This is a genomic window from Sphingobium sp. TCM1, from assembly GCF_001650725.1.
In the GTDB taxonomy this organism is placed as follows: Bacteria; Pseudomonadota; Alphaproteobacteria; order Sphingomonadales; family Sphingomonadaceae; genus Sphingobium.
On sequence record NZ_LXVX01000012.1, the window covers coordinates 414,858 to 427,428 of the forward strand.

At 65.1% G+C, this 12,571-nt stretch carries 12 protein-coding genes and 1 tRNA gene; 3 read left to right on the forward strand and 10 right to left on the reverse strand.

The window, feature by feature from the left end; all coding sequences use genetic code 11:
* Nucleotides 1-114 precede the first annotated feature (114 nt).
* Both A7Q26_RS10875 and A7Q26_RS10880 read left to right on the forward strand, forming a co-directional pair.
* Complete coding sequence (locus A7Q26_RS10875) at nt 115-573, forward strand: response regulator (RefSeq protein ID WP_066859377.1); 459 nt, start codon at nt 115-117, stop codon at nt 571-573.
* 75 nt (nt 574-648) lie between these two features.
* A complete protein-coding gene (locus A7Q26_RS10880) occupies nt 649-1,974 on the forward strand; it encodes an AmpG family muropeptide MFS transporter (RefSeq protein WP_066859507.1) in 1,326 nt (441 codons plus the stop codon).
* Here the strand turns inward: A7Q26_RS10880 and A7Q26_RS10885 are convergent.
* The 7 genes from A7Q26_RS10885 to A7Q26_RS10915 form a co-directional block, all read right to left on the reverse strand.
* Nucleotides 1,959-2,399, reverse strand: coding sequence for a DUF6628 family protein (locus A7Q26_RS10885; RefSeq protein WP_066859378.1), 441 nt, complete (start codon nt 2,397-2,399; stop codon nt 1,959-1,961). The two genes, A7Q26_RS10880 and A7Q26_RS10885, sit on opposite strands and share 16 nt — an antisense overlap.
* A 67-nt stretch (nt 2,400-2,466) precedes the next feature.
* Nucleotides 2,467-3,801: a bifunctional folylpolyglutamate synthase/dihydrofolate synthase gene (locus A7Q26_RS10890; protein ID WP_066859379.1), complete on the reverse strand. Its 1,335-nt coding sequence runs from the start codon at nt 3,799-3,801 to the stop codon at nt 2,467-2,469.
* 37 nt (nt 3,802-3,838) lie between these two features.
* Nucleotides 3,839-4,687: an acetyl-CoA carboxylase, carboxyltransferase subunit beta gene (gene accD / locus A7Q26_RS10895; protein WP_066859380.1), complete on the reverse strand. Its 849-nt coding sequence runs from the start codon at nt 4,685-4,687 to the stop codon at nt 3,839-3,841.
* Nucleotides 4,684-5,499 carry a tryptophan synthase subunit alpha gene (gene trpA, locus A7Q26_RS10900; protein ID WP_066859381.1) on the reverse strand — a complete coding sequence of 272 codons (816 nt, stop codon included), beginning with the start codon at nt 5,497-5,499 and terminating at the stop codon, nt 4,684-4,686. The genes accD and trpA overlap by 4 nt, the downstream gene beginning before the upstream one ends.
* Before the next feature lie 2 nt (nt 5,500-5,501).
* Complete coding sequence (trpB, locus tag A7Q26_RS10905) at nt 5,502-6,743, reverse strand: tryptophan synthase subunit beta (RefSeq protein WP_066859382.1); 1,242 nt, start codon at nt 6,741-6,743, stop codon at nt 5,502-5,504.
* A gap of 99 nt (nt 6,744-6,842) precedes the next feature.
* A complete protein-coding gene (locus tag A7Q26_RS10910) occupies nt 6,843-7,487 on the reverse strand; it encodes a phosphoribosylanthranilate isomerase (protein WP_066859383.1) in 645 nt (214 codons plus the stop codon).
* A gap of 28 nt (nt 7,488-7,515) precedes the next feature.
* Nucleotides 7,516-8,379 (reverse strand): lysophospholipid acyltransferase family protein, encoded by an 864-nt coding sequence (locus A7Q26_RS10915; RefSeq protein ID WP_066859384.1) that lies wholly within the window; start codon nt 8,377-8,379, stop codon nt 7,516-7,518.
* 59 nt (nt 8,380-8,438) lie between these two features.
* Here A7Q26_RS10915 and A7Q26_RS10920 point away from each other — a divergent pair, with 59 nt between their 5' ends.
* On the forward strand, nt 8,439-9,548 hold the full coding sequence (locus A7Q26_RS10920) for a glycosyltransferase (protein WP_066859385.1): 1,110 nt from the start codon (nt 8,439-8,441) through the stop codon (nt 9,546-9,548).
* A gap of 42 nt (nt 9,549-9,590) precedes the next feature.
* On the opposite strand, the gene A7Q26_RS10925 is transcribed toward A7Q26_RS10920, so the two are convergent.
* The 3 genes from A7Q26_RS10925 to A7Q26_RS10935 form a co-directional block, all read right to left on the reverse strand.
* Nucleotides 9,591-9,666: transfer RNA gene (locus A7Q26_RS10925), tRNA-Ile, on the reverse strand.
* Nucleotides 9,667-9,697: 31 nt separating this feature from the next.
* Nucleotides 9,698-10,735, reverse strand: coding sequence for a polysaccharide deacetylase family protein (locus tag A7Q26_RS10930; protein ID WP_066859386.1), 1,038 nt, complete (start codon nt 10,733-10,735; stop codon nt 9,698-9,700).
* A 50-nt stretch (nt 10,736-10,785) separates the two neighbouring features.
* Complete coding sequence (locus A7Q26_RS10935; RefSeq protein WP_066859387.1) at nt 10,786-12,510, reverse strand: sensor histidine kinase; 1,725 nt, start codon at nt 12,508-12,510, stop codon at nt 10,786-10,788.
* Nucleotides 12,511-12,571 lie beyond the last annotated feature (61 nt).

The following is a 12,571-nucleotide window of genomic DNA, read 5'->3' on the forward strand; positions in this document are numbered from 1 at the left end:
GAAATGTGCCGCTCCGGCGTTTGGGTGAGGGGGACCTGGGCGGTCCCTGGGCAACCCTGTCCGGGAGCGCGGCGTTTCATCGGGTGCATGGCGGAAACAGGGCGGACTTGGCAAATGTTTTTCGGATTGGTGAAAGAGGGAGACGTTCGCGGGCCGCGCCGCAAGGCCGTCCGCACCGTGCTGGTGGTGGAGGATGAGCCGCTGGTCGCCTTCGACAATGAACATGCGCTGGAGCAGGCCGGCTATCGCATCGCTGCGACAGTCGATGAATATGGCCATGCCGTGCGCGTCATCGACGAAGGCGGGGTCGATCTGGTGATCGCCGACGTCGCCCTGCATGGCGAGAAAAGCGGTGTCGACGTCGCGCGCCACGCCGCTGCCTTGGGGCTACCCGTCCTGTTCGTCACGGGCCGCTGTCCGATCGACGCGCGCACGCTGGCGGTCGGATGCCTGGCCAAGCCCTATGCGCCACGCGAACTGGTCGCCGCGATCCATGTGGTCGACGCGGTGTTGCGCGGCGCCCGTCGACCGAAATTACCGCATGGCCTCAGCCTGTTCGCCGCCGAAGGCTGATCGTCGCCCCTTGCCAGCGCGCGATCAGGCCATATGGTGGCCCCCGAATTGACGCCACGGGGGACGCGCGCATCCATGACCGATACCATTGATGCCAGCCATGGCTGGCTCGACGCCGTGAAGCCCTATGTGCAGAAGGCGCCGTTGGCCGCCTTTTTTCTGGGCGTCTCGTCGGGTGCGCCCTTTGCGATGATCGCCGCAACGCTGACGACGCGGCTCGCACAGGACGGGATCGACAAGAAGGCGGTGACGGCGTTCACGCTCGCCTTCCTCGTCTATAATCTGAAATGGCTATGGGCCTGGATCGTGGATGGCGTCAGGCTGCCGATTCTCGGTCGGTTGGGACAGCGCGTATCGTGGCTGATCCTGGCCGGGCTGTTCGTCATGGCCGCAATGAGCTATCTGGCGCTGGTCGATCCCAAGACCAGCCTGGTCCAGACCGCCTATGCCGCGATATTGGTGGGCGTGGCCGGTGCCACCTACGACATCGTCATAGACGCCTATCGCATCGAACTGCTGAAACCGGAACAGTTGGGTGTCGGCTCGGGCATGTCGCAATATGGCTGGCGGATAGGATCGGTCGCCGCCGGGTCGCTGGCGCTGGTGCTGGCGGCGAGGATCGGCTGGCACGGCGCCTATCTGGCCTGCGCGGCCTTTGCCCTTCCGGCGATGTTGACCGGGCTTATCATGGGTGAGCCGGAACGACACCGGGAACCAGTCGCCCGTCGCGGCGTCGGCGAAGTCATGGCCTCGATCACCGGGCCGCTGGTCGAGTTCTTCCAGCGCCGGGGGGCGCTCCTCGTCCTGCTGTTTATCCTGATGCACAAGATCGGCGACACGCTGGCGAACCTGACCTTCCGCCTGCTGTTCGACGACATGGGCTACAGCAATGACGAGATCGCCATTTACGACGTCGGCATGGGTTTCTGGGCCTATCTGATCGGCATCTTCGTCGGCGGTATTTTCTATGCGCGACTGGGCATGAAGCGCTCGGTGCTGCTCAGCCTCATCCTGATGTGCATTTCCAATTTCAGCTTCGCCGCGCTGGCCGCGCTGGGAAAAAGCAACTGGGGCATGGCGGGGGCCATCGGCTTCGAGAATTTCGCCAGCGGCATCGGGGGCGTGACGGTGGTCGCCTATTTCTCCGCACTATGCGACCTGCGCTTTACGGCGGCGCAATATGCGCTGATTTCGGCGGCGGCGAGCATCGTCGGGCGCTTCCTGACCGGGACGACCGCCGGCGCGCTGATCGAGCGGTTCGGCTATGTCGATTTCTACCTGTTCACGACCGCATTGGCGGTGCCGGGGATCCTTCTTTTCTGGCTGATGATGCGTGCCGGGCTGATCGATGCCAGCGTCGGGACCGCGGCGACCGAGGCGGGCGGTCAGCCCGCCGCGTAGAGATCGAGCGGACGGCCGAGGTCCGCATGGGCCTGCGCGACCGCCTGAAGGCAGGTGAGCGCACCCAGCGCATGATCGTTGCCCAGCAGTTCGCTGACCCGCCCATAAGCGGCGTTGGGATCACGCAGGGCATCGCCCGTCGCCTGCATCATCAGAGCTTCATCGGCGGTCATGCGGGCGCAGCAGCAGGGCGCGACCAATATCTTGCGGCTCGACGCGCGCGCCAGTTCCAGCATCATCGCGCGCATCAGCACCAATGGCCTGCGATAGCTGCGGCCAAAGGCGCCCAGCATTGCATTGGCGGCATGGGCATCATTGACGCCGGCAGTCGCCATGCGCCGCATCACGAACAGGAAGAGGCGATTGCCATAGCCCCCCGGGATGGGACGGGGCAGGTCGAGGGGGGATGTCTCTCCATAAGCCATAGAATCGCGCCTTTTGCGTTAGTCAGGTAACGCAGCATACGCTATTGCGAGTCAGTCGCAAGTATATTCAATCAGGCAGTTGCGCATTCAGTCGCAAAATCTCGCCCGCCAGATAGAGCGAGCCGCCGATCAAAAGCTTTGGCGGCGCGTTGCCCCACGCGGTTGCGCCAGCCGCGACGGCCCGGATGGCCGCTTCCGGCCCGGCGTGGGCCGTGCAGCCGATGCCCCACGTCGCGGCAACGGCCGCGAACCGTTCAGGCGGATGATGGTCATGCCCGGGCACGGGCAAGGCATGGATATGCGCGATCTTGCCAGCGAACGGCGCGAGGAAGGCGTCCATTTCCTTGTTGGCCAACATGCCGATGATAAGGTGCAGTTTCTGCCCTTCCAGCCGGTCGGCGGTGAAATAGGCGCCGATCGCCTCGCCCGCACCTGCATTATGGCCGCCGTCCAGCCACGCTGTGCTGCCTTCGGGGAGGGGAGCGATCAACGGGCCATGCTCCAGCCGCTGTAGCCGTGCGGGCCATTGCGCCCAGAGTGGGGCGGCCTTGAGCGCGGCTTCGGGAAGCGGCACCGCATTTTGATGGCGCAACATGGCGAAGGCGAGGGCAGCATTCTGAACCTGATGCGCGCCGGCAAGGCGCGGCATTGGCGTGTCGAGCCTGCCCAGAGCGTCGCGATAATGGAGCCGGTCGCGATAGACGGCTGCGTCCCATCCTTCGCCCTGGCCGATCCAAACCGTGCCGGCCCGATCGGCGGCGTCCTGCATCACCGGGAAGAGCGAGTCGGGATAACGCTGGGTCACGAGCGCGGCGCCGGGCTTGGCGATACCAGCCTTTTCGGCGGCGATCCGATCGAGCGTGTCGCCCAGGAAAGCCTGGTGGTCGATACCGAGCTGGGCGATGCCGCACACTGCCGGATCGACGATCACATTGGTGGCGTCGAGCCGCCCGCCAAGCCCCACTTCGACGATACAGGCATCGGCGTCATGTTCAGCAAAGGCAAGGAAGGCGGCGGCGGTCGTCACTTCGAAGAAGCTGGCGTTCACGCCCTCTGCGATATCGAGGACGCGCTCCAGGTAACGGGCGAGTTGTTCGTCGGCGATGAGCTGGCCCGACACCCGGATTCGCTCGTTGAAGCGGACCAGATGCGGCGAGGTGAAGACGTGGACGCTCTTGCCGTCCGCCTCCATTGCCGCGCGCAGGAAGGCGCAGGTCGACCCCTTGCCATTGGTGCCGGCCACATGGAAGATCGGGGGCAGGGCGCGGTGTGGATCGCCGAGACGCTCCAGCAGCCGGGTGATGCGCTCCAGGCCCAGCACATCGGCACCGGGCGACAGCGACCAGAGCCGGTCTAGTTGGGCTTGCACCTGGGGATCATCCGAAACGGCGTGGTCGGCCATGGCGCTTGCTCCCCCCTGTCGCGCGATGATGTCTGGATCAGGCGGCGGCGCGCGGGCTGAGATAGCCGATCACACGCGCCAGCGTATCGCGCAATTCGTTGCGATGGACCACCATGTCGAGCATACCGTGGTCCAGCAGATATTCGGCGCGTTGGAATCCTTCGGGCAGCTTTTCCCGGATCGTGTTTTCGATCACGCGCTGTCCGGCGAAGCCGATCAGCGCGTTCGGCTCGGCGATCTGGATATCGCCCAGCATCGCATAGCTCGCGGTGACGCCGCCCGTCGTCGGATCGGTCAGCACGACGATATAGGGCAGGCCGGCCGCATGGAGCTTCTGGATCGCCACGGTGGCGCGGGGCATCTGCATCAGGGAAAGAATTCCCTCCTGCATCCGCGCGCCGCCGGCGGCGGTAAAGATGACATAAGGGCATTTATGGGCGATCGCGTCATTGACGCCCTGGATGAAGGCCGCGCCCACGCCCATGCCCATGGAACCGCCCATGAAGGCGAAATTCTGCACGCCCATCACGAGGGGCACGTCGTCGATCGCGCCGCGCGCGTTGATCAGCGCATCCTGGTCGCCTGTGGCGCTGCGGGCAGCCCTGATGCGATCGGGATAGCGCTTGCTGTCGCGGAATTTGAGCGGGTCTTCGGGTACATGCGGTGTCGGCAGCAGGATGAAGCCGGCGTCGAGGATCTGCTCGAACCGCTCATTGGGCCCGATACGGCCATGATGGTCGCAGCGCGGGCAGACCGAGAGATTCTCCTCCCACTCCTTGATGAAGATCATCTCCATGCAGGAGGGGCATTTGTGCCACAGCGTCTCGGCTGTGGTTTCCTTCTTCGTGAAGGGGAGGGCGTTGCGGACGCGGTTGATCCAGCTCATGCGGCGGTCTCTTGGGTGTTTGCGGTGAGGGCGCTGCTGAGGGCAGCGACGAAATTCTGGACGAAGGGAGCTGCGGCATCGCCATGTGATCCCACGATGTCCACAATCGCCGATCCGACCACCACGCCGTCGGCGATGCGACCGATCGCGGCGGCCTGCTCGGGCGAGCGGACGCCGAAACCGACCGCAATCGGCAGGTCGGTGGCCGCCTTCAGCTTTTCCACAGCGATTTCGATATTGGCCTGTGCCGCTTGCTGCTTGCCAGTGATACCGGCGACGGCGACATGGTAGAGGAAGCCGCTGGCGCCATCGAGCACGGCGGGCAGGCGTGCTGCATCGGTGGTCGGCGTCGCCAGTCGAACAAGGTGGACGCCGACGCCGCGCAGGGCGGGGCCGACCTCGGCATCTTCCTCCGGCGGGATATCGACGCAGATGACGCCGTCGACGCCCGCAGCCTTGCACTGATCGGCGAACCAGTCGGGCCCCCGCACCAGCATCGGATTGGCATAGCCCATCAGGATCAGGGGCGTATCGGGATGACGCGCCCGGAAATCAGCGGCAAGTGCGAAGACATGCTTAGTCTTCGTGCCGGAACCAAGGCTACGCAGGTTCGCCAGTTCGATCGCCGGGCCATCGGCCATCGGATCGGTGAAGGGCATCCCCAGTTCGATGATGTCCGCCCCGCCCGCAACCAGCGCGTCGAGGATGGCTGGGGTGGCGGCAACGTCGGGATCGCCGGCTGTCACGAAGGTGATGAGCGCGGCGCGGCCCTGCGCCTTGCAGGCGGCGAAGCGGGAGGCCAGACGATCCATGCTCACATCTCCACTCCCAGCGCGTCGGCGACGGTGAAGATGTCCTTGTCCCCCCGGCCCGACAGGTTGATGACGATGATCTTGTCTGCGTCCAGCGTCGGCGCGATCTGTTCGGCCGCCGCCACGGCATGGGCGGATTCGAGCGCGGGGATGATGCCTTCCAGCTTGCTGAGCGTCTGGAAGCTCTCCAGCGCCTCGTCGTCCCTGATCGGCATATATTGCACCCGGCCGATCTCGTGCAGCCAGCTATGTTCCGGGCCGATGCCGGGATAGTCGAGGCCGGCGGAAATGCTGTGGGCCTCAGTGATCTGGCCGTCCTCGTCCTGCAACAGATAGGTGCGGTTGCCGTGGAGGATGCCCGACGCGCCGCCGGCAAGGCTCGCGGCGTGCTTCTTGTCCAGCCCTTCGCCCGCCGCTTCCACACCGATCATCGCGACCTCGGGATCATCCAGGAAGGGATGGAACAGGCCGATGGCGTTGGAGCCGCCGCCAACCGGTGCGATCAGCAAGTCGGGCAGGCGGCCTTCGGCCTCCAGCATCTGCGCGCGGGTTTCCTTGCCGATGATCGACTGGAAATCGCGGACGAGTTCGGGATAGGGGTGCGGCCCCGCTGCCGTACCGATGATGTAGAATGTGTCATGCACATTCGACACCCAGTAGCGCAGCGCGTCGTTCATCGAATCCTTGAGCGTAGCGGATCCCGATGTGACCGGGATCACTTCCGCGCCCAGCAGCTTCATGCGGAAGACATTGGGCTTCTGCCGCTCCACATCCTTCGCGCCCATGAAGATCTTGCATTCCATGCCGAACAGGGCAGCGACGGTCGCGGTGGCCACGCCATGCTGGCCCGCGCCGGTTTCGGCGATGACCTTCTTTTTGCCCATGCGCCGGGCGAGCAGCGCCTGGCCGATGCAATTGTTGATCTTGTGCGCGCCGGTATGGTTCAGTTCCTCGCGCTTCAGATAGATTTTTGCGCCCTTGCCCGGCTCCGCTCTGGCGCGCAGCGCTTCGGTCAGCCGCTGGGCATAGTAAAGCGGGTTGGGGCGACCGACGTAGGAACGGAGCAGTTCGGTATATTCGGCGTCGAATTCGGGATCAGCCTTGGCGGCCTTGTAGACCTTCTCCAGCTCCAGGATCAGCGGCATCAGCGTTTCGGCGACATAGCGGCCGCCGAATGCGCCGAAATGGCCGCTCTTGTCGGGCTGGGATCGCAGGCTGTTGGGCAAGGTAGCAATATCGATCATGATGTCAGTCTTTCCGGGACAGATATGGGTGTTCGCTTCGGTTCAAGGGAAGCGATCAGCGCCATCGTCCTTCGATGCGCAGGGCAAGGGCATTCAGCGTCAACATGCGGACACCGCTTTGCAGAAGGCCGTGATCTTGTCCACACTCTTGATGCCCGGCCCGTCTTCGACACCAGACGAAACGTCGATCAGAGGCGCGCCGGTGACACGGATCGCCTCGCACACGTTGGCGATCGACAGGCCGCCCGACAGCCCCCAAGGCGACGGGATGGAAAGGCCGCACAACAATGTCCAGTCAAAGCGCAGACCCATGCCGCCAGGGAGAGCCGCGCCGTCGGGCGTCTTGGCGTCAAACAGCAGCCGGTCGACAGCGCCCGAATAGCGGCTGGCGCCATCGATGTCGGCACGCGTCTTGACCGAGATTGCCTTCCATACCGGCAGGCCGAAACGCTGGCGGATGGCCGCCGCCCGTTCAGCGCTTTCCTTGCCGTGAAGCTGGAACGCAGTCAGCACGCCGCTCCTGGTCAGCCCGGTGAGTTGTTCGTCGTCGGGATCGACGACAACCGCGATCCGCTCGACATGGGCCGGGACGGCTGCAGCGAGCGCGGCCATTTGCTCAGGCTCGACGTGACGCGGACTTTTGGGGAAATGGACGAAGCCCAGATGGCTTGCGCCCGCGCGAACGGCTGCCCCCACAGTCTCGGGCGTAGAAAGGCCGCAAATCTTGATCGCGAGTCGGGACATGGCAGCGGGCTTTAGCGGGGATGGACGTTCAAGTCACATGGTGGCCGTCTGCGGTCAGGTCCATGTCATGCAATGCGAGCCACTGGTCGGCATGGGTGATGCAGGCGTCTCCCAGAAACCGATCGAGCGCGGCGACGATCTCTGCGTCGCTCATCATCGCGGGATCGAGCGGCGGATGCCAGTGGAGCCTGAAATGGGGGCCGCTGGTACGAAGAAGATAGAAGGGCAGGAAACGCGCGTCGGTCTTGCGCGCGAGCCGCAGCGCGATCGACAGATTGCCGGACGGCTCCACCGGCCGGCCGAACGTCGGAAACCAGACCTGCCGGTCGCGCCGTTCGTCCAGCAGGATGAACAGGCTGGCGCGGGGATGGCGGGTCAGATGCCTCAATATGCGGCGTGCCGCACCATCGCCGGTTACGACTTCATCCATATAGCTTTGCCGCGCCTTGCCGAGTTGAGCAGCGGTCTTTTCATCGGCCGGGGGCGCATAGACGCCAAGGCCGGGCCGGTCGGTCGATGCCTTGCCATGCGCGCCCAGCAGGTCCCAGTTGCCCAGATGGACCGACAGACCGATCAGCGGACGCGGCGCGTCCAGCACGGCCTGATAGTCCGCCGCGTTTTCGACCTGGATATGCGCTCCGTCGACCAGCCGGTCGATATTGGCGAGTTCCGCCAGGGTGCGCCCCATATTTTCCCAGCGGTGCGTCAGAAGGGATTCGCGATCGGCGGGGGTCAGATCGGGGCGGAGGAGCGCCAGATTGGCGCGCGCGCGCGCATCCCGCAACTTCATGCGCGGGCGTGCGATGCGGGATGACAGCCACCCTCCAAGCCATGATGCCGGGGTGGCCGGCAACCGGCGAAGCAGCATGAAGAGAAAAGGGTTGGAGAGCATGAAGATAGCGTCATACAGCAGCAGTTGAGACGGTAAAGGGGCGCAGCGCCGTGACGATCATGCTTTGGATATGGGCGCTGCTTCAGGCGCTGACCCTCATGGGGGTGGCGCTGTATCTGCGCCATGTGCCGACAGACCGGAAGATCGAGGCTCCCGATGGCGCAGTGGCCATTCTGAGCGTCCGCGACGACTGGGATGGCGGACCGGTACTGATCGCGCGGCTGAAAGCGCAAAGCGCGGCTTTTCGTTTGCTGATTGCGACATCGGGCGTCTGTCCGGCGGCCGACGCGCTGGCGGCGCGGGAAGGCGGCTGGGTGCAGATCGTCGCCGCCGGAATCGCGCAGGATGAAGGCCAGAAGGTGCATAAGCTGCGCGCGGCGCTACGCGCTTTGCGGCCAGAGGATCGCTGGCTGCTGTTCATCGATGCCGACATTGATCCGCCGACGCGGCTGGTCGGACGGCTGCTTTTCCCGCTGGTCCGGGACAAGGCGGACATCGTCACCGGCTATCGGCTTCTACTCCCCGAACGCAACATGGTCGCGGCGCTGGTCGGCGCGGTGGAGATGCAATTAGCGACAATGCCGCGGTCGGCCAACGCGACCATGCCCTGGGGCGGCGCGATGGCGATATCGCGGGCGGTGGCGGACCGGCTGGACCTGGATTCGGCGTTGGCGGGGCGGCTGTCCGACGACATGGCAGTTGGGCTGGCCGGTTGGCGCGCGAAGCTGCGGCTGCGGCCGGTGCGGGACTTGCTGGTGGCGAGCCCGTTGCAGGCGAGTGGGGCGCTGGCCTTCGGCGTTCGACAATATCGGCATGTCATCACCAACAGCGCGGGCATGTGGCGCTTGGCGACCGCCTTGGTCGCGGTCCAGTCGGCGTTTTGGTTGTGGGCGTTGCTGTATGGCGGCTGGCCCGCAGTCATGATCGGCTACGGGGCGGCGGCGGGCAGGGCATTGGTGCGGGCGCGGATCATCGCTGACATACTGGAACCGGAGCAGGTGCAGGCGGCCCGCCGATCGCTCTGGTGGGACATATTGGCGCCATTTGCCGTGTGCTGGACGCATTTGGGGATGCAGTTGGCGGCGGCCTGCTCGGACCGGATCCGCTGGGGTGGGTTTGACTATTGGGTGAAGCAGGGGGCGGTCGTGCGGATCGAGAAGCTGCGCTAAACGTCTCAAGCTTCGCAAAAATCGCCAGCTCCCTGAAATTCATGGTGGGCCCGGCAGGACTCGAACCCGCAACCTAGCCGTTATGAGCGGCCAGCTCTAACCATTGAGCTACAGGCCCCACCCTTGAACATGGGCGGGATTAGGCAGCATCACGCCGCTTGGCAAGCCTTCCTGCGCGCAGGAATGGCCGCGAGCAATTCGCCGAGGCTGGCGGCGCGGACGCCGCGCCTGGCGAGATGGGTCAATATGGCGTCCCACCACGCGAAAAAAGCGCTTCGGTCCGTTTCGGTGCGGACATAGGGCGTGTGTCCCGGTTCGAGCGTGGGCGAGTGGAAGCTGAAGTTGAGAACCCTGGCGCGTTCCTCGATCAGCGCGTCGATCGCCGCTATCGCTTCATGCGCCGGGACGCCTTCCGGGGTTAGCGGCACCCGGCTCAACATCCGCGCGCGCGACAGGGCGCCAGCAATCGGGCCCATGCTTTGGGCCGCCCGATAGAATCGCTCTCCGCCCCCGCGCATCATTCCAACAAAAGCTGTGGACAGCGGCAATTCTACCAGAGTGCGCGCGGGTCCGGCCCAATAGGGATTTTGCGGCAGGCCGCGAAAATCGGGACCATGTTGCGCACTGTAATCGAACCGACTGCGAACTGAACTGTCGAGCCTGAAACCCGCTTCCTCCAGCAAGCGGGCGCTGTTTGGCCCAACGCCATAACGCCCCGCGCGATAGGCCGTGGGACGCACGCCGAAGCGTTCCTCCAGTCGTCGGCAAAGCGCTTCGAGTTTCGCGCGCTCGACCGCCTCGGGCAGAAAGCCGACATAGCTGTTGGCCGCATTGACATCCTCGACATGGGGCGGATTGACCCACGGATGGAGATGGGCGCCAATATCGGCCGCTCCGTCGCTTGCCCATTCCCCCATCATAGCGGCCGCCGCGTCCGATTCTACTACGGGATAGTCGGTCACGTAGACAGGCTTGACCCCGGCCGCCGCGAAAAAGGCCTGACCGCGCGCCATACCGTCGATCGCCGAAACGGCATGATCTGCGCGGCTGAACGGCGCATTCCAATCAAACTCTTCCTCGGTATCGATGAAGAGCATGAAGCGTGTCCCGAACGCGGGATCGAGGTGGATCATATCCTCGGCCAGCGGCGGCGCCAGCAGATTGCCGTCATGTACGGAAGCAGTCATGACACGTCCCTAGCGGCCAATGGTTGCCAGAGAGTTTCGCTGATTGTGTGTCAGCCCAGATCCGCCGCGTCGTTCGCCGCCGATGCGGCGGGCAGGACCAGCAGCAGGCGGCCGGATTCGATCTCAAGACCGCCGCCGCAGCTGCTGGCCAGACTGCGGATGAGTCTCAGCGAAAAGCCGATGCCCAGCAATGGCCCGTCCGCCCACTCGCCATCCGCACCATAGCCCGGATCTAGCAGCTGCCTCTCTTCTAGGCCGACGAGGCTGGACGGCCGGTCGACCGCGAGCACGATGCGGCCTTGCGCGCCATCTGGACGCATCCAGCAGGCTCCCGTCACGGCCTCACCCGCCGGCGAGACGGAGATCAATGTGCGAAACAGATGCTGCACCATGCGCTCGCCCTGGACCGGATCGATCAGCAGCGGCGGCAAATTCGGGGCTATGGCAATGTCGAGCGGCGCGGGCAGTGCCGCTCCACTCTGTTCGCGAAAGCGGGCAGCGACCTGCATGACCAGATGCGCGGAATCGATCAGGCAGGGAGCGGCAGGTTCATCGCCGCGCGACGCGCGCGCCGCCAGGTCCAGATCGTCGAATGCGGTCAGCAGATGGCGGGCATCGACCGCGATCTTGCCCGCCATATCGCGATAGGCGTCACCCGCCGGGCCGAACAGTTCCTGCTCGATGATCTCGGCAAAGCCCAATATGGCGTTCAACGGCGTGCGCAGTTCATGCACCAGTTGGCGCAGCGAATCAGCCGACAGGCCAGTGATTGGCGGCGATTCCGGCGGCGTGGCAACTTCATGCAGATAAGGCCTGCGCGCCTGGCCGCGATAGCCCTGGAAACGTCCCGAACGCGGATCGAAGAACGGCGTGGCCGACAGCCGCCATTCCCCGTCCATCGCGCCTCCGACAATGCTGAAGCGGCCATTGCGGAAGGCGCTGCGCCGGGCAAAAGCGCCCGCGACATGACCGTCCGGTCCACTACCGCCTTCCATCACGGCTTCTCCCAGCGAGAGGCCGATCAATGCCGCGCGCGGACCCTGGTCTATCCACAGGATCACGCCGGCTGCGTCGGTTTCGAAGGCGAAGGCGCGCGCGGCAGGCCGGGTCTCTTCGGGTGCCGGCGCAGGCTCGGGCGTTGGCCGCCGCGTGCTGGTGAATTGCGCGATGCGATCCACCAGGTTACGGATCTGGTCCTCGCCGCGAGCGGGTGGTCGCAAGGGCGTGACTGTTGCGCTCCGCATTTCCGGTGCGCCATCTGCCTCGACCGCTGCCATTTCACCGGTCAGTAACAGGGCAGGGTCGCCCACCATGTCCTGCCGTGCGGTGGTGAGGACGAGATCGGTGGGACCGAATGCCTCCAAGCCCTGCCGCGTCGCCGGCCCCATGTCGCGGCGGCCGCGCAACACGCCGCGAGCCGTGGGCGTGAGTTCCGGCAAAAGACTCGCCCATGCGTCGTCAGGCAGTTCCGCCCGCGCCATCGCGGCGGCCGCGATGGACGGTCGATCGCTTCCGAAAAAGGACACCAGTGCCGTCGAACGCAGCCGCCGTCCGAGTTCGACCACGGTTGCGATTCGCTGGGCCTCGCTGAGCTTGGGCCGCAATCCGCTCAGCCGGTCGAGCAGCGCGGACTTTTCTTCAGGCGCCATCGGCGCGCGATCCGCCCGATCCTGCTGGGCAAGCAGGTCTACGCACTGGCGCCACAACGTCACCGCATTCGGGCCACTGGGGTCATCCGCCGCCAGCACCGTAAGCATGAGATCGTTGAACCGCACCCGAAATCCCCATATGCGGCGCTGGACCGACCTGGGGTCAGACCGCGCGCTCCGTTGCAGA

Coding starts and splice junctions, on each gene's coding strand:
- A7Q26_RS10875 (WP_066859377.1), top strand. CDS start 115: ATGTTTTTCGGATTGGTGAAAGAGGGAGACGTTCGCGGGCCGCGCCGC.
- A7Q26_RS10880 (WP_066859507.1), top strand. CDS start 649: ATGACCGATACCATTGATGCCAGCCATGGCTGGCTCGACGCCGTGAAG.
- A7Q26_RS10885 (WP_066859378.1), bottom strand. CDS start 2,399: ATGGCTTATGGAGAGACATCCCCCCTCGACCTGCCCCGTCCCATCCCG.
- A7Q26_RS10890 (WP_066859379.1), bottom strand. CDS start 3,801: ATGGCCGACCACGCCGTTTCGGATGATCCCCAGGTGCAAGCCCAACTA.
- accD (WP_066859380.1), bottom strand. CDS start 4,687: ATGAGCTGGATCAACCGCGTCCGCAACGCCCTCCCCTTCACGAAGAAG.
- trpA (WP_066859381.1), bottom strand. CDS start 5,499: ATGGATCGTCTGGCCTCCCGCTTCGCCGCCTGCAAGGCGCAGGGCCGC.
- trpB (WP_066859382.1), bottom strand. CDS start 6,743: ATGATCGATATTGCTACCTTGCCCAACAGCCTGCGATCCCAGCCCGAC.
- A7Q26_RS10910 (WP_066859383.1), bottom strand. CDS start 7,487: ATGTCCCGACTCGCGATCAAGATTTGCGGCCTTTCTACGCCCGAGACT.
- A7Q26_RS10915 (WP_066859384.1), bottom strand. CDS start 8,379: ATGCTCTCCAACCCTTTTCTCTTCATGCTGCTTCGCCGGTTGCCGGCC.
- A7Q26_RS10920 (WP_066859385.1), top strand. CDS start 8,439: ATGCTTTGGATATGGGCGCTGCTTCAGGCGCTGACCCTCATGGGGGTG.
- A7Q26_RS10930 (WP_066859386.1), bottom strand. CDS start 10,735: ATGACTGCTTCCGTACATGACGGCAATCTGCTGGCGCCGCCGCTGGCC.